Origin of the sequence: Marinifilum sp. RC60d5, assembly GCF_052400665.1 — a bacterium.
Classification (GTDB): domain Bacteria; phylum Bacteroidota; class Bacteroidia; order Bacteroidales; family Marinifilaceae; genus JBQTGK01.
Map to the genome: position 1 here is coordinate 431224 of NZ_JBQTGK010000004.1, position 19284 is coordinate 450507.

Genomic DNA, 19284 nt, shown 5'->3' on the forward strand with positions numbered 1-19284 from the left:
CCTTCATTTATGAAGGTCTTTTTTGTTGATAGAAATAGTCGAAATACTATATTGTATTTAATTATCTTTGTTGAATGGATATGGAAAAAGCAGAACAGGAAAAGGAATTTATCAGGCGAATTTTTATTGATGAAATAGGTCGTTTGCAGAAAGAGGAATTCTATTTTTTCTCATTTATAATGATGGGGCAAGCAATAGAAGCTCTTGGTTGTTTTCTGGATAATAAACCCTTAAAAGCTCGTGCTCAATCATCAAAACGCTTTTCTAAATCATTAAATATATTAATGGGGAACGATTACCGTGCGGTAAATAAAGATTTTTGGCTCTACGATAGATTGCGAAATCAATTAACCCATTCTTTTGTACCTAGTAAATCGCTTTTGTTATGTTCCCGGAAAAATAAGCCCGATGAGGCAGAACATTTAGAGTTTTTAGATGAAAGATTAGTGCTGATAGCTGAAGATATGTACGATGATTTGGTAAAAGGATGTGAAAAACTTTTCGGGATGATAGATAGGGGCAAAGTACCGTTGAAGAACATTGCAGCATCTCCGCAAGAACTGGGAATATCATAAAATTAGAGGTATGATAACAAAAATAGTAATACTGGGTGCCGGAAATTTAGCAACACAGCTATCCCTGGCTTTGCACGAAAAAGGAATAGATATTTTACAGGTTTATAGTAGAACTATAGAGTCGGCTAAAGCGCTTGCCAGTAAGGTAGATGCCGAACCAACCAATTTGCTGGAAAATATCAAAAGCAATGCCGATTTGTATATTTTTGCTTTAAGTGATAAGGCATTACAAACAGTTTTGGATCAAATGTCATTGCCAATTGGAAATGCTGTTCATACGGCAGGAAGTATTCCAATGGACATTTTTGAGAATTACACGAAGAATTATGGGGTGTTTTATCCATTGCAAACTTTCTCGAAACAGCGAAAGGTCGATTTTTCTGATATTCCAGTTTGTATTGAATCTAATAGTAAGGAGCTGGAAGAGGGGTTATTTCAACTGGGGAAAAAGATATCTTCAAACCTGAATTCCATATCTTCGGCACAAAGAAAACAATTGCATTTGGCTGCAGTTTTTACTTGTAATTTTGCCAATCACATGTACAGTATCGGGCAAAAATTATTAGAAAAGAAAGGTGTTGATTTTGAATTGATTACTCCTTTAATTCAGGAAACTGCACAGAAAATATTGGAGTTAGATCCTTTATCGGCACAAACGGGGCCGGCAGTACGATTCGATAAAGAAATTATATTGGCACACGAGAAGGCTTTGAAAGATACTCCTGATTTTCAAAAATTGTATAGTTTTGTGAGTGAAAGCATTTTTAAAATGCATAATAAAGAGAATGAGTAATTGAGTTTATTGTTTTTAAAGCTCGAATTTAAATATTAAAATATGGCGTTTTTTAAGGAAGATTTAATGAAAGTTTCGGCTTTTATTTTTGATGTTGATGGAGTGTTATCCAACGAATGTATTGTAATTGATGCAAATGGGGAAATGTTGCGAACAGCGAACACAAAAGATGGTTATGCAATTCAGTATGCTATAAAAAAAGGATATCCGGTAGCCATAATTACCGGAGGTGTATCGAATGCTGTAGAGAAGCGCTATAGAGGTTTGGGTGTGAAAGATATTTATATGGGATCTAAAAATAAGATTAAAGATTTCGAAGATTTTATATCAAAATATGATTTAAACCCTGATGAGATAATGTATATGGGGGATGATTTACCTGATTTTGAAGTGATGAAACGAATTGGAATTCCCACTTGTCCGGCCAATGCAGTGGAGCAAATTAAAGCCATATCAAATTATATATCGGATAAGGACGGTGGATTTGGTTGTGTAAGAGATGTTATTGAACAAGTGTTGCGTGCTCATTCAAAATGGATAGAGGATGATACAAATATTCAAAGTATTTAAATCTAAAGATAATTGGATGTGTGGCAATTAATATCCGAGAAGTTTTGTGTTTGAATCATTTTAAAGTATAAAATTTAACTTCTCAATTATTTTCTGTTTAGTTTAAAATCTGATATCGAAATTCTCAAAATAAGAAAAATGAACAAATACCTGAAGCTAGTCCGATTTCCCAATTTAATTATTATCGCATTCATACAAATTGTAATGCGTTACTTTATTGTTGAACCAATTTTGGGGATCAATAGAATAAAGCTTCAATTTAGCGATATAAATTTTGCCATTCTTGTGCTTGCCACTGTTTATATGGCTGCAGCCGGATATATTATCAACGATTATTTTGATACAAAAGCAGATCGTTTTAATAAAAAAGATGTAGTTGTAGGTCGTCTTGTAAAAAGAAGAATTGCTTTGTTGATGCATCAGATTTTTATGGGGATTTCGATTTTATTAGGAGGCTATATTTCATATAAAATAGGGCATTGGCAATTTGTTCTCATCTTTTTTATGGCAGGAGGATTACTTTGGTTTTATTCTACTTCTTATAAATATTATTTTTTGTTAGGTAGTTTTTTAATGGCAATGGTATCGGCAGCAATTCCTTTTTTAGTGGTTATTTACGAAATACCACCTCTTAATAATACTTACGCTGATATTTTGCTAGCCTCGAAAACCAATTTTAATTATCTGCTGTATTGGGTTGGTGCCTTTTCATTTTTTTCATTTTTTGGAGCCTTAATCGGACAATTTATTAGAGATTTAATATCGACAAAAGGCGATAGAGAAATAAAAAGGAAAAGTTTGCCTATGGTAATTGGTTTGAAATGGACAAAGCTTGTAATTGTTTTCTTGTTAGTGATTTTATCGGTTTCGGTTTTTGGTGTGTGGTATCAGTTTTTAAATGCACCAATGGATAAAATTACGCCTTGGTATTTTGCAGTTTTAATTATTTTGCCATTTTTGCTTTTAGCTTATAAGGTTATAAAATACTCCGAAGGTGATAAGTTTAAGTTGGGTTTATTTTTATTCCGTTTTGCAATATTATCGGGTATTTCCTATGCTTTTGTAGTTAATTATATCCTCGAGAATTATAAAATATAAGTGATGAATGAATTATAGAAAACAAAATTATTTTAATTTGCCATAAGGATAGTTTACCGGGTATAAATAGATGCAAGCAGTCCCTTAAAAAGCCAAAAGCATAACAGATTTTAGACATAAACCGGGAATAGATCAGAAAGAAACGATGAAGCGGTCAGTAAAAGTTTAATTTTTAAGAGAACATTGGCTGAAGATTAAATTTTCTTGTTGGTGAAGTTTACAATTTATAATTAATAAAAAATATGCTGAATAATCTTAAAGATTATAAATTAATATTAGCCTCTCAATCTCCCCGACGTCATCAGATGTTAAAGGAACTGGGCTTATCATTCGAAATTAAAACGAAAGAAGTTGAAGAAATTTACCCCGTAGGTATGGCGCCAGAGCAGGTTCCTGTTTATTTGGCAGAGTTAAAAGCTAGTGCATTTGGTAATGAGATAGAAGACAAAGAGCTTGTAATTACTGCCGATACAATTGTGTGTGTTGACAATTGGATTTTAGGCAAGCCAAAAGACAGAGATCAGGCGATAGAAATGCTAAAAGCATTATCGGGTAGGTCGCATCAGGTAATTAGTGGTGTTTGTCTTTCGAGTAAAAGCAAGAAAGAGAGTTTTTCTACAACAACAGATGTTCATTTTAAAACTCTATCCGATGATGAAATTAATTACTATGTAGATAACTACAAACCTTTCGATAAAGCAGGTGCTTACGGAATACAGGAATGGATCGGTTTTATAGGGATTGATGGAATTGAAGGATCGTATTTTAATGTTGTAGGCTTGCCAATTCAAAGACTTTATCAGGAACTAGCTCTTTTTTAGTGATAGAAAATAATTCAATACATAACAACATATACTAAACCATAAAAAAATGATTAAAAAATTAAGTTTACTTCTCATTGCAGGATTCCTGCTTTTGGGTGTTAAGGTTAAAGCAGATGAGGGAATGTGGATTCCTATGTTGCTAAAAAAATACAATATTGAAGACATGCAAAAGGCTGGATTTAAGCTGTCAGCCGACGATATCTACAACATTAATCAGGCATGTTTAAAAGATGCGGTTATTGGCCTGGGAAGGGAAGGTAGTCCGTTTCACCATTTTTGTACCGGAGAGTTAATTTCTGATGAAGGATTGATTGTAACCAATCATCATTGTGGATATGGAGCTATTCAAAATCATTCTACCCTTGAGCATGATTATTTGAAAGATGGATTTTGGGCAATGAGCCGAGATCAAGAGCTCGTAAACGAAGGAATAACAGCATCGTTTTTAGTTCGTATGGCCGATGTAACTCAACAGGTTTTAGATAGTGTTACCAGTGAAACCAAAGAGGCCGATCGTCAGAAAATGATTAGAAAACATATTAAGAAAATTGTTGAGGCAGCTGAAAAAGATTCTGATTATCGCGCAAGCGTAAAGCCTTTTTATAATGGAAATCAATATTTTTTATCGGTTTACGAAATTTATAAAGATGTGCGATTGGTAGGAGCTCCACCATCGGCAATCGGAAAATTTGGTGGTGATACTGATAACTGGATGTGGCCTCGTCATACTGGCGATTTTTCTATGTTTAGAATTTATGCCAATAAAGATAATAAACCAGCATCCTATTCTAAGGATAATGTACCAATGAAACCAAAACAATCCTTTAAAATCTCACTTAAAGGTGTAAATCAGGATGATTTTACTATGGTTTTTGGTTATCCGGGAACAACAACAGAATATCTTACCTCTCATGCTATAAAAATGATGACAGAGGTTGACAATCCTCATAAAATTAAAATCAGAACCAAGAAACTGGATTTAATGAGAGCGGATATGGATGCTTCTGCATTGGTAAGAATTCAATACTCAGCAAAATATGCAGGAGTTGCTAATTCGTGGAAAAGATGGCAGGGAGAAATTAAAGGTCTTCGCAGGTTAAATGCCATTGATAAAAAACAGCAATTGGAAAAAGAATTTGAACAATGGGCAAATTCTCAGCCTGATTTGAAAAAGAAATATGCAGGTGTTTTAAATAAAATGGAAGGTCTTTATAAAGAGATGGCACCTGTAAGTTTGGCTAGAGATTATGCTTTAGAAGCCGGTTTTAGAGGTGCTGAGGCTGTAGGTTTAGCCTTAAAATTTAAATCTCTTTCTCAGTTAACAAAAAAAGACGCCGATAAAGCACCTGGGTATGTTAAATCATTATCGAAAGCAAGTCGTGCATTTTTTAAGAATTATAATAAGCCAACCGATCAGAAATTATTGGCAGCAACTTTAAAAATGTATAGCGATAATCTGGAAGACAAGTATTTGCCTAAGGAAATTATCAATATAAGAACCAAATATAAAGGTGATTTTGAAGCTTATGCAAAAAAGGCAATGAACAAGTCCGTATTTACTGATCAGGCAAAATTGAATCAATTACTGGGTACTTATAAATTGTCGATGGGTAAAAAGTTGGCAAAAGACCCAATTTTTGTTTTGGCCAATAGTATCAGATTTTTCTATGAGTCGGAAATTGCACCAGTATATAGTAAGTTAAATTCAAAAACTGTTAGGCTGCAACGCACATACATGGCTGGATTAATGGAAATGCAGCCAGAGAAAACTTTCTACCCTGATGCAAATTCAACTTTCAGAGTTCATTACGGTAAAGTGTCAGGTTATAAAGCCCGAAATGCTGTAACTTACGATCATTACACTACGCTCGAAGGAATTATCGAAAAAGATAATCCAGATATTTTTGATTATGACGTACCGCAAAAGCTAAAAGATTTATATCATAAAAAGGATTTTGGTGTTTATATGAATGAGAAAGGCGAAATGCCAGTTTGTTTTGCAGCAACCAATCATACCACAGGAGGAAACTCAGGAAGTCCGGTACTGAATGCTAATGGAGAACTTATCGGACTGAATTTTGATAGAGCTTGGGAAGGTGTTATGTCAGATATAATGTATGATGCCGAAATATGTCGTAACGTATCTCTTGATATTCGTTATGTGCTTTTCCTTGTTGATAAATTTGCTGGAGCAGGTTATTTATTGGATGAAATGAATATTGTAAAGTAGTGTAAGCTAAATATCTAGTATCTAAAAAAAGGAATTACCTGTAATGGCAATTCCTTTTTTTTTGATTGATAATTAAAGCAGAATTGAAAAGAGAATTGATGTTGTTTTTGATTGTCTAATCATCTTGCTGCATCCTAAAGGTAGCAATCCAAACGATAAACTCTATACTTTTAAGAAGTATTCTTTCTGGCCTAATTTTAATCGGGAAAATATATTTTGTGCAACTAACTGCAAGGTAGGTAGTAATCTTTTAAAGGGTTGATAAAAAGAATTGGATTTTTTTTATTTCGTAAATACATTTTAATATCAGCAGGTCCAAAAATACTGCTGTACCAATTTCTAGTATTTTGCGATAACAGTACAATTAAATCGGAATTATATTGCTCCGATATTTGAAATGATTCATTAATTATTCGATTACTTTTTACATCTGTTTTTACAATTTTGTATTCAAAATTAAATTGTTTATACATTTTTTTTGTAAATAACAGGCTAGCTTTAATTCTCTTAAGAATCGACTCATTTTTTTCATTAGGTACAATTAAATGAATAATAGCCTTATTAAATCTTCCGAAATAACTGGCCCAAATCATTTTTTCTTTTGTTTCTTTCTTATAGCTTACTGGCACGATAATATTTGTTAAATCACAATTAGCCGATGTTTTGTCGCAAACGATAAAACTTGGAATTTTTGCCCTGTATAAGTACTTAAAAGCTTTGTGTTTTTTTAAGCCCCAGTTTATATTTTTAAAAGCGAATTGGCTTACAATAAAAATGGCTTCAAGCTCTTTTATTAAATTATTTGGCTCTTTTTCAGGATTAGTTATTTTAACTTCTTTGTAAGAAATATTAGAAGTATTTAGTTTGTTAATTAGTTGATTTGGAAGTGCCTGTTTTTTTGTTGATAGTGGTAGTCTGGCAAAAACTACATCGGCCTTAAATATACTCGCAAGTTTAAATGCGTAAACAATAGCGACCTTCAAATGATCGATATCTTGAATTAATACAAGTATATGTTGTGTTTTTTGTATCATTAATTAGAGAAAAAAAGTACTAATAAGTATTTGTTTAAATTAGGATAAACGAATATACTTAAAATTACTTTTAAAATAGATGTCTTTTTATAAGTAGTAAATGGATTTAATATTCAAGAAAATACCATGTTATTTAAAAGGTTTGCGGATATAGTATTTTTAAGAAATAACTATGAAAATTTGTGTTATTTAGACTTATTATTTATTTATGGAAATGATCTCTATTCCTTTAAATATCATTTATTAATCTGTATCAAATTCTTATCTTAGTACAGTCATGTATGAATATGATTGTAAACATAACTTAATAATAGGGTATGGTGAGAGTTTTAGATGTGGTTGACAAACTTAATGCACGTGTTATTTGTGGAGATTGCGATTTGAATCAGGAAATTCACTATGGATTTGCATCCGATTTAATGAGTGATGTGTTGACTATAGATACGGAAAATCTTCTTTTAATTACAGGTCTTAATAATTTGCAAACTATTCGTACTTCCGAAATGTCGGATATTTCGTTCATTTTATTTGTTAGAGATAAAAAAGTGAGCGCTGAAATGAAAGATTTAGCTTGTGAGAATGGTATTGTATTAATAGAGTGTGGCTATTCGATGTTTAAAACTTGTTCCGTATTGGGAGAACTTGGTTTAGAGCCTGTATATTAAATTAGAAACATGAAGTTTAAGTTTGAAATAGAAGGGGGAAATTTTTCTAAAGCCGGCACAGCTTCGAGCGAGGTAAAAAAAATATTAAAACAGCTAAATGTAAATCCTAAAATTATAAAAAGAACAGTTGTTTCTCTATACGAAGCCGAAGTTAATGTGGTTGCTCATGCATTTGAAGGTGTAATGAAGGTCGAAGTTGAACCCGATAGAATTATTGTTATAATTGAAGATAAAGGACCCGGTATACCAGATATAAATCAGGCTATGCAGGAAGGTTACTCAACAGCAACACCTAAGGTTAGAGAAATGGGTTTTGGTGCAGGAATGGGTTTGCCTAATATTAAACGTAATTCCGACCAGATGAATATTTCGAGTACTGTTAATGTGGGTACTAAGCTCGAATTAATTAACTATTTTAAATAGTATGTAATGGAAGAAGTTCATTTTTATCATGCATTAAAAGTAGTAGACGAAGTTTGTATAGGTTGTACACACTGTATGAATGTATGTCCGACTGCAGCTATTCGTGTTAAAAATGGAAAAGCAAGAATCAATAAAAATGCTTGTGTAGATTGTGGAGAATGCCTTAAAAGCTGTCCTGTTAATGCAATTATTGTTGAGCAAGATGATTTTACACAGATCTTTAATTATAAACAAAGGGTTGCATTATTGCCAACTGTACTTTTAGGGCAGTTCCCCGATGATATTTCCGAGAAACAAATTTATTCAGTTATCCATGAATTGGGATTTACTCACATATATGAGGTCGATGAAACTGTTGATGTGCTGATAGGTGCTACCAGAGAGTATATGGATCATCATCATCAGGAAAGACCATTCATCTCAAGTTTTTGTCCTGCAATCGTTCGTTTAATTCAGGTTAAATTTCCCGCATTAGTCGATCATATTATTCGCTTAAAACCTGTAATTGATATATCAGCACTTTTTTATCGTAAAAAGCTGATGAATGAGGGGTTTAAACCTGATGAAATAGGTGTTTTTTATGTGACGCCTTGTGCCGCAAAAATTGCCGCAGTAAAAAGTCCGGTCGGAGAAGAAGAGTCCTTAATAAATGGGGTGATTAATATGGATTTTATTTACAATAAAGTTCTTCTTAGCATAAAACAGAATACATCTGAAAGAAAAAAATATGTTTTGGATAAGCACATTTCCAGAAGAAGTATTGGCTGGACACTCACCAATGGAGAAGCATCGCAATATTCGGGACGTTGCCTGGCAATTGACGAAATTCATAATGTAATAGAAGTATTAGAGAAATTAGAGAATGAAGAAATTACCGATGTAGATTTTTTGGAGTTGCGTGCCTGTGATCATTCTTGTGCTGGTGGCGTTTTGGCTACCGAAAATCGTTTTTTAGCAATTGAGCGATTAAGAAAAAGAGCAGCATGGTACCATAGAAATAAGCCTGTAGTGCTGGAAGAAAAAGAAATTGAAAAATACACTTCTTACCTTTTAGATAATATGTTGATTAAGGATGTGGAACCACGTTCTATTGTCAGTTTAGACTCTGATATGATGGTGGCTATGCAGAAAATGAAAAAAATTAATCGCATAATGAAAGTTTTGCCGGGAATTGATTGCGGAGCTTGCGGTGCACCTCGATGTCAGGCCTTAGCCGAAGATGTTGCACAAGGAAAAGCAAAGATGACTCAATGTGTGTTCCTGCAAAAAATGCTGACAAAAGAAGGTTTAATTTCTCCACAGGAATCATTCGATATATCAGAAAATACCTGGGGAAAAAAAAGATTTGAAAAGAAAAATTTAAACGATCATTAATATATGATGACAGTAAAAGATATAGTGGAAGAATTAGAACTGAAAGTTTGTAGTGGCAAACAAGGGTTAAATCGCGAAATAGAAGGAGGATATACTTCTGATTTGTTAAGTGATGTAATGGGAAATGCTGACGAGAATCACATTTGGGTAACCTTGCAAACGCATAAAAACATTATGGCTATTGCTTCTTTAAAAGAATTGGCAGCTGTTGTGCTGGTTAAAGGTTACGAGCCAGAAGTCGATGCGGCCGAGCAAAGTAATCTGGAAGGGATTCCTATTTTATCATCCGAAAAGGAAGCTTTCGAGCTCACAGGAAAGTTGTATGAACTGATTAAGAAAAAATAGAAGAATGGAAAAATTTCGGGCAGACCTGCATACTCATACAGTTTTATCTCCTTGCGGTGATTTGGAGATGAGTCCGGTAAACATTGTTCGGAAAGCTAAAGAAAAAGGAATCGATATATTAGGAATTACAGATCATAATTCAACATTGCATGCTCCTTTAATAAAAGAATTGGGTGCAAAAGAAGGAATAATGGTTTTAATGGGAGCCGAAGTTACAACAAAAGAAGAAGTGCATTGTTTGTGTTTTTTCGAATGTGAAGATACTTTATCTGATTTTCAGGAGTATATAAATATGTATTTACCAAATATTCCTAACGATACCAGTAAGTTTGGTTATCAGGTGGTGGTAAATGAACAAGAAGAAATAATCGATGAGGTGGAATGTTTGCTCATTTCTGGTTTACACCAAAGCATAGATCAAATAGAAAAAATGGTGCACGATATAAATGGTTTGTTTATACCAGCTCATATCAACAAAACAGTGAATAGTATTATTAGTCAGCTGGGCTTTTTACCACCCGATTTAAAGGTAGATGCTTTAGAGCTTTCTCAACATACAACAAAGAGTGAGTTTCTAAAAAAGAATAAATATTTGAGCAAGTACAATTTTATACAAAGTTCAGATGCCCATTATATTAATAATATTGGAAATACGTGGACTAATTTCTATTTGGAAGAATTAAGTTTTGAAGAAGTAAAACTTGCTTTAGGAGCACTTGAGGGAAGAAAAATAGAATTAAAATAAGCTTTTGGCGATTAGCTATTGGCTTTTAGAAAGTAGGAATGAAGAAATTTAGGAAGCTAAACATATGGCAAAATGGAATAAAAATCGTTAAAATGATTTATCGATTGGCTGACATGCTTCCTAGTGACGAAAAATATGGATTAAGAAGCCAAATTTGTAGAGCCGCTGTTTCTGTGCCATCTAATATTGCAGAGGGTTGTAGTCGAAATAGTGATGCTGATTTTAGAAGATTTCTTGATATTGCTTTGGGATCGTTGTTTGAATTGGAAACTCAGCTAATAATAATAGTGGAGTTAAATTTTATAGAGGAAAATAAGACCAAGGAATTAGCTGAATTAATTCAGCAGGAAGAAAAGATGGTAAACAGTTTAATAACAAAGCTAAAGGCTAACTGCCAATAGCTAAAAGCTAGTAAAATTGAAAGATTTGTCGATGCATATAATGGATATTATCCAAAATTCGGTGAGAGCCGAAGCCTCTTTGGTGGAATTGGAAATTAGAGAGAGTCAAAAAGACAATCAGTTTTCAATTGCCATTAAGGATAATGGTTTTGGAATGTCAAAAGAGGTGTTGGCGAAAGTTACAGATCCATTTTTCACCACCCGAACTACCCGAAAAGTAGGTTTGGGATTATCTCTGCTAAAGCAAAATGCAGAACAAACAGGAGGAAAAATGGACATTGAATCGAAAGAAGGAGTGGGAACCAGTTTAAAAGCTGTTTTCTCACATTCGCATTTAGATCGTCCTTCTCTTGGCGATATTGCAGGAACAATGGTTTTGTTGGTTGGTGCAAATCCTGAAATGGATTTTATCTATAAACATATCACCGATAAAGGAGAGTATGTTTTCGATACCAAAGAGGTGAAAGAAGTGCTGGAAGGAGTTTCGGTATCCGATCCTGAAATTATGCAATATCTAAAAGAGATGATTAAAGAGAACCTAAACACAATAATATAAATATTTAAATTCTAACCTTTAATAATTTGAGATTATGGCAAAAGTTAAATCCCTTGCAGATCTGAAAAGAATAAAAGAAGAGCTGCAGACCAAAATGGATCTTAGGGAGAAAAGCAACGATCCGGAGAGCATGATTCAGATTAAAGTTGCCATGGCAACTTGCGGAATTGCTTCGGGAGCTAAAGAGGTAATGGAGTTCCTTATAGAGGCAACTGCCAAAAGAGGGATTCAGACAATTGTAACTCAAACGGGATGTATGGGCTATTGTTATGCTGAACCTACCATTGAAGTAACAATGCCAGGAAAAGATCCTGTTGTTTTTGGAGATGTTGATCTAAAAAAAGCTGATGAAATTATTGAAAAATACATCAAGCAAGGTGAATTAGTAGACGGCATTATTCCTGTTAACTACAAAACTATTGACAAATAAACGTAAAAGAAACTGCAATTATGGAAAAGTATAAAATGCATATTCTTATTTGTGGAGGTACCGGTTGTAGGGCGTCTGCAAGTGAGACTATTCAAAATAATCTACAGGATGCTCTAAAAGCCAAAGGGCTTGAAGATGAGGTTCAGGTGGTAATGACTGGTTGTTTTGGCTTTTGCGAAAAAGGACCCATTGTAAAAATTCTTCCCGACAATACGTTCTATACCGAGGTTAAGCCAGAAGATGCCGAAGAAATTATAGAAGAACATATCGTTAAGGGACGTAAGGTAATGCGCTTACTTTATGTTGATCCGGAAAAAAAAGAGGTGGTTAGCGATTCTAAGCACATGGGATTCTATAAAAAGCAAATTCGTATTGCTCTTCGTAATTGCGGATTTATAAATCCTGAAAATATTGACGAATATATCGGAACAGATGGGTATGCAGCCCTCGGAAAATGTTTAAGCGATATGACTCCTCAATCGGTTATTGATGAAATTAAAGAATCAGGTTTGCGCGGACGAGGAGGCGGAGGATTTCCTACGGGCTTAAAGTGGGAGTTCGCTTCTAAAAATGATGCCGATCAGAAATATGTGGTTTGTAATGCTGACGAGGGTGATCCCGGAGCATTTATGGATCGTTCCATTTTAGAGGGTGATCCTCATTCAGTACTCGAGGCAATGGCTATTTGTGGATATACAATGGGTGCCGATAAAGGTGTAATTTATATTCGAGCCGAATATCCATTGGCTATCGAACGTTTAAAAGTTGCAATTGCTCAGGCTAGAGATTACGGGTTGTTAGGCAAAGATATTTTGGGTTCAGGTTTTAATTTTGATGTCGAAATGCGTTATGGTGCCGGTGCTTTTGTATGTGGCGAAGAAACAGCATTAATCCATTCTATGGAAGGACTTAGGGGAGAACCAACAGTTAAACCGCCATTTCCAGCCGAATCGGGATATAATGGAAAACCAACCAATGTAAATAATGTTGAAACTTTTGCAAATGTTCCGGTAATCATTAATAAAGGAGCAAAATGGTTTAATAAAATTGGTACCGAAAAATCAAAAGGTACCAAGGTATTTGCTCTGGCAGGAAAAATTAATAATGTTGGTCTTATCGAAGTACCTATGGGTACCACGCTTCGTGAAGTAATTTACGAAATTGGGGGCGGTATCAAAGATGGTAAAAAATTCAAGGCTGTTCAAACTGGTGGTCCGTCGGGTGGATGTTTAACAGAGAAACACCTCGATACTCCTATCGATTTTGATAATCTTCTTGCTGTGGGTTCTATGATGGGATCGGGAGGTATGATTGTTATGGATGAGGATGATTGCATGGTTTCAATGGCTAAATTCTATCTTGAATTTACGGTGGAAGAATCATGTGGAAAATGTACTCCTTGTCGTGTTGGTAACAAGCGTTTACATGAAATTCTTGATAAAATTACCGAAGGGAAAGGTACAATGGAAGATCTCGATTTATTGAGAAATCTGAGTGTTGTAATTAAAGATACTTCTCTTTGCGGATTAGGACAGACTTCACCAAATCCTGTTCTTTCTACTCTTGAAAATTTTTACGATGAATATGTGGCCCACGTAGTGGATCATAAATGTCCATCAGGACAATGTAAAGCTTTAATGCAGTACGTAATTGATCCTGAACTTTGTGTTGGATGTACGCTTTGTGCTCGCAATTGTCCTGTTGACTGTATTTCGGGAGAGCGTAAAGAAGCTCACGTTATTGATACTTCGAAATGTATCAAGTGTGGTGCTTGTATGGAGAAATGTAAGTTTAATGCGATAAGCATTCAGTAAGGAGGATCTTAATATGGAAAAAATGATCAAATTAACCATCGATAATAAACAAGTAGAAGTACCTTATGGAACTACTATTTTAGATGCAGCCAAAGGAATTGGAATTGATATCCCGACCCTTTGTTACATGAATTTGGGGGATATGGGCATTGAGCACAAGCCTGGAGGTTGTCGAATTTGTGTTGTAGAGGTTGAAGGACGCCGTAACCTTGCTCCTTCTTGTAATACAAAATGTGACGAGGGAATGGTTGTTCATACTCATACTATGCGCGTGCTAAATGCTCGTAAAACAGTAATGGAGCTAATGCTTTCAGACCATCCATTCGATTGTTTGGTTTGTGCAAAATCAGGAAACTGCGATTTGCAAACTATTGCCCAGCAATTGGGGGTTCGCGAAATTCATTATAAAGGAGAACAATCAACTTATAAGGTAGATTATTCACCGTCGATTATTCGCGATATGGACAAGTGTATCATGTGTCGTCGTTGCGAAACAATGTGTAACGAAATTCAAACTGTTGGTGCGCTTTCGGCTGTAAACAGAGGTTTCGAATCGGTTGTGGCTCCAGCTTTCGAAATGGATTTGGAAAAATCAGTTTGTACCTATTGTGGTCAGTGTGTTGCTGTTTGTCCAACAGGTGCCTTAACCGAAAAAGATCATACCAATCAGCTGATTAGAGATCTTGCGAATCCAAATAAAACGGTAGTTGTTCAAACAGCTCCGGCAGTTCGTGCTGCTTTGGGCGAAGAATTTGGTATGGAAGCAGGAACATTGGTAACTGGTAAAATGGTTGCCGCTTTGCGTGCTTTAGGTTTTAATAGTGTATTTGATACCGATTTTGCTGCCGATCTTACCATTATGGAAGAGGGTACAGAATTATTAGATCGTTTAAAAAGACATTTAGATGGAGATAAAACTGTAAAACTTCCAATTCTTACTTCGTGTTGTCCTGCCTGGGTGAATTTCTTCGAACATCAGTTTCCTGATATGAAAGATATTCCATCTACGGCTCGTTCTCCTCAGCAGATGTTTGGTCCAATCGCTAAGAACTATTTTGCGAAGCAATTGGGAATTAAACGTGAAGATATGATTGTTGTTTCGATTATGCCTTGTTTGGCTAAGAAATATGAATGTCAGCGTGATGAGTTTAAGGTTGATGGAGATCCGGATGTAAACTATTCAATTACAACTCGCGAATTGGCTAATTTAATTAAACAGGCCAATATGGATTTTAAATCTCTTCCTGATGAAGACTTTGATAATCCTTTGGGAGAATCAACGGGAGCAGGAGTGATTTTTGGAACTACCGGTGGAGTTATCGAAGCTGCGGCTCGTACTGCTTATGAGGTGTTTACAGGAAAGACTCTTGAAAAAGTTGATTTTGAATCTCTTCGTGGTATGGAAGGTATTCGTAGTGCTACGGTCGATTTCGATGGACTTCCAATTAACATTGGTATTGCTCACGGATTAGGTAATGCGCGTAAATTGCTCGAAGATATTCGTGATGGGAAATCGCAATATCATGCTATCGAGATAATGGCATGCCCTGGTGGTTGTATTGGTGGTGGCGGTCAGCCATTGCATCATGGCGATTCTTCTATTTTAAAGAAACGTGCAGCTGCCATTTATCGCGAAGATGCTGGTAAGGCAATTCGTAAATCTCATGAAAATCCATACATTATTAAATTGTATGAAGAGTTTCTGGGGAAACCATGTGGCGAGTTATCTCATAAGTTATTGCATACTCATTATTTTGATAAGAGTAATGATGTAGAGATAGAATAGTTTAATAATAGGAATGAGATTAAGGATTTGTGAGAACAGATGAGATCTTACGTCTCAAATCCTACATCTAAAATCTAAAAATATTATGGCAAAAATTAAATTAGCAAAATCCAAAGTGGATAAGCTTGTGGAGATTTGCAAATCATTTAATAATGAGGGAAGCGAATTAATTAATGTGCTTCATAAAGCTCAGCATACCTTTGGCTATTTACCTGCAGAAGTTCAGGAGATTATTGCTCGTGAGTTAAATGTGTCTGTTGCTCACGTATATGGTGTAGTAACTTTTTATTCATTTTTCTCTATGGTGCCTAAAGGTGAATTTCCTATTTCAATTTGTATGGGAACAGCTTGTTATGTGCGTGGTGCAGAGAAGGTACTCGATGAATTCAAACGTCAGTTAAATGTAGCTGTAGGTGAAACTACGGAGGATGGTAAATTCTCGATTAGTTGTTTGCGGTGTGTTGGTGCTTGTGGTTTAGCTCCCGTAGTTACAATTGGTGAGCGTGTATATGGTCGTGTTGCTGCTGGTGATGTTGCCGATATTATTAAAGAATACCAACAATAATAGTTGGATTAAGATAATGGAAACCTTCGGTATTGAACCGGAGGTTTTTTTCTTGTCTGTTTTTGTAATTTTTTGCAAAAAAAAAGCTGCGTTTATTGGGTTTTTTATTGCCGTTTAGTGCATTTTTTAGTTTTGTAATTATGGAATTTATAAATGAAAGTGTTCTGAAATCAATCAATTCAAGTTAATATAGGATTAAAGAATAGTTAAACTTTGTTAAAAAAGTATGGCATAAAAAAATCCCGGAAGTTTAACTTCCGGGATTTTGAATTATATATGATAATTATTTTCTAGTTATCATCGTCAGTTTCGTCCATTGTTGGATTAAATTCCCACATGTCGTCGAAATAAGTACCGGAACCAACAACTGTACCAGTTGTAAAGAAACCTCTGTCATTTAAAGTAAATGCAACAGCATCTTCTCTTGAAGTAATTTCATCCTCTAAAGATGTTTTTTCATACCACTCATCTCTTGTTGGATCATATTCCCAAACTTCTCTTGAAAGTCCAGAGTAACGACCCGTAACAATATATCCTTTACCATTCATTACGAATGATACTGCCTGATAACGTTGTACATTCTCCCAATCATTATCGTCGTCAAGATATTCTTTTCTGTCCCATCCGTTAGCAGGATCAAATTCCCAAACATATTTTAAGCTGTTTTCTCCTGAAACAACATAGGCTTTATCGTTAATAACGAAAGCTGTAGAGTTTCTGGTTTTTTCACCATTAAAGGCAATCTTTGTCCAAGTGTTATTTTCATACTTGTAGAAATCTTTAAGGTAATTTCTATCGTCACCTTCTTGCCATCCGTAACCTGTACCAACGTAGCCAATTTCGCCAATAGAAAATGCAACAGCTCCTTGTCTTGCCGAAGGACCTCCATTCATATCAATAGCTGTAGTGTTCCAGGTTTCGGTAGTTGGGTCAAATTCGTAAAAATCACCCAAACGATCATCGTCATCATTTACTCCTAAACCAACATAAGCTTTTCCATTAGAAATAAAAGCAACAGCTTCTCGTCTTTCTTCTCCAGGGAATTCATTAGCAACCCTAGTCCATTTAACATCACCAAACTCATCAAGTTCGCACTTGTAAAAAGTTTTTAAGCAATCTTGTCCATCATAACCAGTTCCAACATAAGCTGCATTGTTAATAACGAAGCTAACAGCACCACTACGTGCATTTCCTTCGAAAGATGAGCTTTTTATCCAGTTACCATCCAAATCATTACTACTGCCACAGCTTGTGAAAAACAGTGATAATGCGAAAAATACTATTAATAATCGTTGTTTCATTTGTTATGATTTTATCTATTAATTTAAATTTTTTATTTGGTATAAAGCAATTCGCTTTTGTAAGTAGACGACAAATATAAAATAAAAATCTATAAGTTTATTTTTAGACAGTAAAAATAAGGGGTGTTTAACAATTTTTATCAATTAATGATATAATTAGATTGTCTGAATATTTTATTTATATTTGTGCGTTATCAGAAAAGACACACTTTATTTGTAGTTGTCATAATTCTGATTTTGCTTTAATAGATAATATGATAAGTATTTTATATCCTGAGAATGAGATCAATTAATGTAATTTTATTTTTTTCCATCGTAGTGTTTTTCTTAAGTTGTAATTCTGAAGTTTTAGATGAACATGAAATAGGAAGCAATTTAATCGATGAAACAAGCGAGGTTGTAATGGTAGATACTTTTACAATTCAAAGTTCAACTGTAATTTTAGATTCAGTTTTAACATCCGACTTTAATAGTGCGGTGTTTGGAAGATATAATGATGAATTTTTTGGAGAAATAAAATCTGAGGTATATAGTTTGGTAGATTTAGGATCTTCATTTAACAGAAGTACGGCAACATCTGCGGGTGCAACAGTTAATGTTCCAATTCAATTTGATTCATTGGCCATTATTGCTTATACAGATGGTAGATATTATGGAGATACATTGCAGCCACAAACGATCTCGATACACCGTTTGACTGAAGATTTAGAAGTGCCAGATGATCAGTATGGTTTGTATGGACACAATAAATTCGATTATGATGAAACTCCTCTCTTTGAAGGAGAATTTTATTTGCACCCAATTAAGCAATCGGAGTATAGCGAAGAAGTAGATAGTGATAATTTAGAATACAAAGGAGAAGGTTTGTATTTTAAAATGGAAAGTGAAAGTGCAGTAGCTCTTGGTAAAGAAATTGTCGATTATGTGAACAATGAAGATAAGATTGTAGAAGAAAGCATTAAATGGTACGATTTTTTTAAAGGTATTGTTATTCGCCCTGGTGATAATAATACTAATATGTTTTATTTGGCCTTATCCGATAGTAAATTTAAAATAAGATTGTATTATAGTGATACAGATTATTCTGATGCTGGGATTGCCAAGTTTCATGATTTTCCTTTGGTAACATCTGGTGGGAATGGAAATAAGAGTTTTGTAAACTATTCTTCCGATAGAAGCTCAACACCGCAGGATCTTAGCAGGCTTATGGTAAGAGATGAGGAATTAAAATCTGAATATACTGACGACTTAAGTTTTGTGCAGGGGGGAATAGGAATGTATACTAAGATTAATATTCCTTATGTCGAAAATCTTGTTACTTTAGGTTTAACAGGAGGTATTCTAAAGGCTGAGTTATTAGCTTATCCAAAGGATCAAAGTTACGATGATGAAATGATTAAATTACCAACAGCAGCAATGAATGTGTATGTTACAAATGAAGATAATGATTTTGTAACTCCATTGATTAGTTCGTCTACGGGTTCAAATTTAACTTTCAATTATTATTTGAATAGTCAAAATGAAGATGAATCTTATTATGGCTTAAGTTTAACAAGTTATGTGAATGATATTCTTATTAATGGTAAAGAGTATGATGATGCTCTAATGATCGGATTTGATCAATCTGGAATAGGTAATATTTATGATAGATTAGTTTTTGAAAATAATAAAGAATCAGATTTTAGAATGAGGCTGAAAGTTACTTATGTAGTGCAGCGATAGTTTAAATAAAGAATAATTTAAGTACGATATATA

The 19284-nt window shown here is 34.4% G+C and carries 20 protein-coding genes; 18 read left to right on the forward strand and 2 right to left on the reverse strand.

Features of this window, described 5'->3' with window-relative positions; all coding sequences use genetic code 11:
• The first annotated feature begins 74 nt into the window (after window positions 1-74).
• The 6 genes from ACT3CE_RS11875 (at window position 75) to ACT3CE_RS11900 (ending at window position 6090) form a co-directional block, all read left to right on the forward strand.
• Complete coding sequence (locus tag ACT3CE_RS11875; RefSeq protein ID WP_444709984.1) at window positions 75-575, forward strand: hypothetical protein; 501 nt, start codon at window positions 75-77, stop codon at window positions 573-575.
• A gap of 10 nt (window positions 576-585) precedes the next feature.
• The gene (locus ACT3CE_RS11880; RefSeq protein ID WP_444709985.1) at window positions 586-1368 is read left to right on the forward strand and encodes a Rossmann-like and DUF2520 domain-containing protein; all 783 of its coding nucleotides are present in this window, start codon (window positions 586-588) and stop codon (window positions 1366-1368) included.
• 42 nt (window positions 1369-1410) lie between these two features.
• Window positions 1411-1938 carry a KdsC family phosphatase gene (locus tag ACT3CE_RS11885; RefSeq protein WP_444709986.1) on the forward strand — a complete coding sequence of 176 codons (528 nt, stop codon included), beginning with the start codon at window positions 1411-1413 and terminating at the stop codon, window positions 1936-1938.
• A 138-nt stretch (window positions 1939-2076) separates the two neighbouring features.
• Complete coding sequence (locus ACT3CE_RS11890; protein ID WP_444709987.1) at window positions 2077-3036, forward strand: UbiA family prenyltransferase; 960 nt, start codon at window positions 2077-2079, stop codon at window positions 3034-3036.
• A gap of 242 nt (window positions 3037-3278) precedes the next feature.
• A complete protein-coding gene (locus ACT3CE_RS11895; RefSeq protein ID WP_444709988.1) occupies window positions 3279-3857 on the forward strand; it encodes a Maf family nucleotide pyrophosphatase in 579 nt (192 codons plus the stop codon).
• A gap of 49 nt (window positions 3858-3906) precedes the next feature.
• On the forward strand, window positions 3907-6090 hold the full coding sequence (locus tag ACT3CE_RS11900) for a S46 family peptidase (protein ID WP_444709989.1): 2184 nt from the start codon (window positions 3907-3909) through the stop codon (window positions 6088-6090).
• A 224-nt stretch (window positions 6091-6314) separates the two neighbouring features.
• Here ACT3CE_RS11900 and ACT3CE_RS11905 read toward each other — a convergent pair whose 3' ends face one another.
• Window positions 6315-7124, reverse strand: coding sequence for a hypothetical protein (locus ACT3CE_RS11905; RefSeq protein ID WP_444709990.1), 810 nt, complete (start codon window positions 7122-7124; stop codon window positions 6315-6317).
• A gap of 317 nt (window positions 7125-7441) precedes the next feature.
• Between ACT3CE_RS11905 and ACT3CE_RS11910 the strand changes: the two genes are divergently transcribed.
• The 11 genes from ACT3CE_RS11910 to ACT3CE_RS11960 all read left to right on the forward strand — a co-directional run bounded on the left by ACT3CE_RS11910 (window position 7442) and on the right by ACT3CE_RS11960 (window position 16228).
• Complete coding sequence (locus ACT3CE_RS11910) at window positions 7442-7789, forward strand: hypothetical protein (protein WP_444709991.1); 348 nt, start codon at window positions 7442-7444, stop codon at window positions 7787-7789.
• A gap of 9 nt (window positions 7790-7798) precedes the next feature.
• Window positions 7799-8212: an ATP-binding protein gene (locus ACT3CE_RS11915; protein ID WP_444709992.1), complete on the forward strand. Its 414-nt coding sequence runs from the start codon at window positions 7799-7801 to the stop codon at window positions 8210-8212.
• A gap of 6 nt (window positions 8213-8218) precedes the next feature.
• Window positions 8219-9586, forward strand: a complete 1368-nt coding sequence (locus tag ACT3CE_RS11920; protein WP_444709993.1) for a [Fe-Fe] hydrogenase large subunit C-terminal domain-containing protein — start codon at window positions 8219-8221, stop codon at window positions 9584-9586.
• A gap of 3 nt (window positions 9587-9589) precedes the next feature.
• Window positions 9590-9931 carry a serine kinase gene (locus tag ACT3CE_RS11925; protein WP_444709994.1) on the forward strand — a complete coding sequence of 114 codons (342 nt, stop codon included), beginning with the start codon at window positions 9590-9592 and terminating at the stop codon, window positions 9929-9931.
• A 4-nt stretch (window positions 9932-9935) separates the two neighbouring features.
• Complete coding sequence (locus ACT3CE_RS11930; protein ID WP_444709995.1) at window positions 9936-10676, forward strand: PHP domain-containing protein; 741 nt, start codon at window positions 9936-9938, stop codon at window positions 10674-10676.
• A 38-nt stretch (window positions 10677-10714) separates the two neighbouring features.
• Window positions 10715-11077 carry a four helix bundle protein gene (locus ACT3CE_RS11935; RefSeq protein ID WP_444709996.1) on the forward strand — a complete coding sequence of 121 codons (363 nt, stop codon included), beginning with the start codon at window positions 10715-10717 and terminating at the stop codon, window positions 11075-11077.
• A 16-nt stretch (window positions 11078-11093) separates the two neighbouring features.
• Window positions 11094-11633 (forward strand): ATP-binding protein, encoded by a 540-nt coding sequence (locus tag ACT3CE_RS11940; RefSeq protein WP_444709997.1) that lies wholly within the window; start codon window positions 11094-11096, stop codon window positions 11631-11633.
• Between the two features lie 34 nt (window positions 11634-11667).
• Window positions 11668-12063 (forward strand): (2Fe-2S) ferredoxin domain-containing protein, encoded by a 396-nt coding sequence (locus ACT3CE_RS11945; RefSeq protein ID WP_444709998.1) that lies wholly within the window; start codon window positions 11668-11670, stop codon window positions 12061-12063.
• A 20-nt stretch (window positions 12064-12083) separates the two neighbouring features.
• Window positions 12084-13877: an NADH-ubiquinone oxidoreductase-F iron-sulfur binding region domain-containing protein gene (locus tag ACT3CE_RS11950; protein ID WP_444709999.1), complete on the forward strand. Its 1794-nt coding sequence runs from the start codon at window positions 12084-12086 to the stop codon at window positions 13875-13877.
• A gap of 22 nt (window positions 13878-13899) precedes the next feature.
• Window positions 13900-15663, forward strand: coding sequence for an NADH-dependent [FeFe] hydrogenase, group A6 (locus tag ACT3CE_RS11955; protein WP_444710000.1), 1764 nt, complete (start codon window positions 13900-13902; stop codon window positions 15661-15663).
• Between the two features lie 85 nt (window positions 15664-15748).
• A complete protein-coding gene (locus tag ACT3CE_RS11960; RefSeq protein WP_320120541.1) occupies window positions 15749-16228 on the forward strand; it encodes an NAD(P)H-dependent oxidoreductase subunit E in 480 nt (159 codons plus the stop codon).
• A gap of 290 nt (window positions 16229-16518) precedes the next feature.
• Here ACT3CE_RS11960 and ACT3CE_RS11965 read toward each other — a convergent pair whose 3' ends face one another.
• Window positions 16519-17529, reverse strand: coding sequence for a Kelch repeat-containing protein (locus ACT3CE_RS11965; RefSeq protein WP_444710001.1), 1011 nt, complete (start codon window positions 17527-17529; stop codon window positions 16519-16521).
• A gap of 279 nt (window positions 17530-17808) precedes the next feature.
• Here ACT3CE_RS11965 and ACT3CE_RS11970 point away from each other — a divergent pair, with 279 nt between their 5' ends.
• Window positions 17809-19251: a DUF4270 family protein gene (locus ACT3CE_RS11970; RefSeq protein WP_444710002.1), complete on the forward strand. Its 1443-nt coding sequence runs from the start codon at window positions 17809-17811 to the stop codon at window positions 19249-19251.
• Window positions 19252-19284 lie beyond the last annotated feature (33 nt).

Coding starts and splice junctions, on each gene's coding strand:
- ACT3CE_RS11930 (WP_444709995.1), top strand. CDS start 9,936: ATGGAAAAATTTCGGGCAGACCTGCATACTCATACAGTTTTATCTCCT.
- ACT3CE_RS11905 (WP_444709990.1), bottom strand. CDS start 7,124: ATGATACAAAAAACACAACATATACTTGTATTAATTCAAGATATCGAT.
- ACT3CE_RS11945 (WP_444709998.1), top strand. CDS start 11,668: ATGGCAAAAGTTAAATCCCTTGCAGATCTGAAAAGAATAAAAGAAGAG.
- ACT3CE_RS11970 (WP_444710002.1), top strand. CDS start 17,809: ATGAGATCAATTAATGTAATTTTATTTTTTTCCATCGTAGTGTTTTTC.
- ACT3CE_RS11920 (WP_444709993.1), top strand. CDS start 8,219: ATGGAAGAAGTTCATTTTTATCATGCATTAAAAGTAGTAGACGAAGTT.
- ACT3CE_RS11955 (WP_444710000.1), top strand. CDS start 13,900: ATGATCAAATTAACCATCGATAATAAACAAGTAGAAGTACCTTATGGA.
- ACT3CE_RS11885 (WP_444709986.1), top strand. CDS start 1,411: ATGGCGTTTTTTAAGGAAGATTTAATGAAAGTTTCGGCTTTTATTTTT.
- ACT3CE_RS11880 (WP_444709985.1), top strand. CDS start 586: ATGATAACAAAAATAGTAATACTGGGTGCCGGAAATTTAGCAACACAG.
- ACT3CE_RS11900 (WP_444709989.1), top strand. CDS start 3,907: ATGATTAAAAAATTAAGTTTACTTCTCATTGCAGGATTCCTGCTTTTG.
- ACT3CE_RS11875 (WP_444709984.1), top strand. CDS start 75: ATGGATATGGAAAAAGCAGAACAGGAAAAGGAATTTATCAGGCGAATT.
- ACT3CE_RS11925 (WP_444709994.1), top strand. CDS start 9,590: ATGATGACAGTAAAAGATATAGTGGAAGAATTAGAACTGAAAGTTTGT.
- ACT3CE_RS11965 (WP_444710001.1), bottom strand. CDS start 17,529: ATGAAACAACGATTATTAATAGTATTTTTCGCATTATCACTGTTTTTC.
- ACT3CE_RS11895 (WP_444709988.1), top strand. CDS start 3,279: ATGCTGAATAATCTTAAAGATTATAAATTAATATTAGCCTCTCAATCT.
- ACT3CE_RS11915 (WP_444709992.1), top strand. CDS start 7,799: ATGAAGTTTAAGTTTGAAATAGAAGGGGGAAATTTTTCTAAAGCCGGC.
- ACT3CE_RS11950 (WP_444709999.1), top strand. CDS start 12,084: ATGGAAAAGTATAAAATGCATATTCTTATTTGTGGAGGTACCGGTTGT.
- ACT3CE_RS11960 (WP_320120541.1), top strand. CDS start 15,749: ATGGCAAAAATTAAATTAGCAAAATCCAAAGTGGATAAGCTTGTGGAG.
- ACT3CE_RS11910 (WP_444709991.1), top strand. CDS start 7,442: ATGGTGAGAGTTTTAGATGTGGTTGACAAACTTAATGCACGTGTTATT.
- ACT3CE_RS11890 (WP_444709987.1), top strand. CDS start 2,077: ATGAACAAATACCTGAAGCTAGTCCGATTTCCCAATTTAATTATTATC.
- ACT3CE_RS11935 (WP_444709996.1), top strand. CDS start 10,715: ATGAAGAAATTTAGGAAGCTAAACATATGGCAAAATGGAATAAAAATC.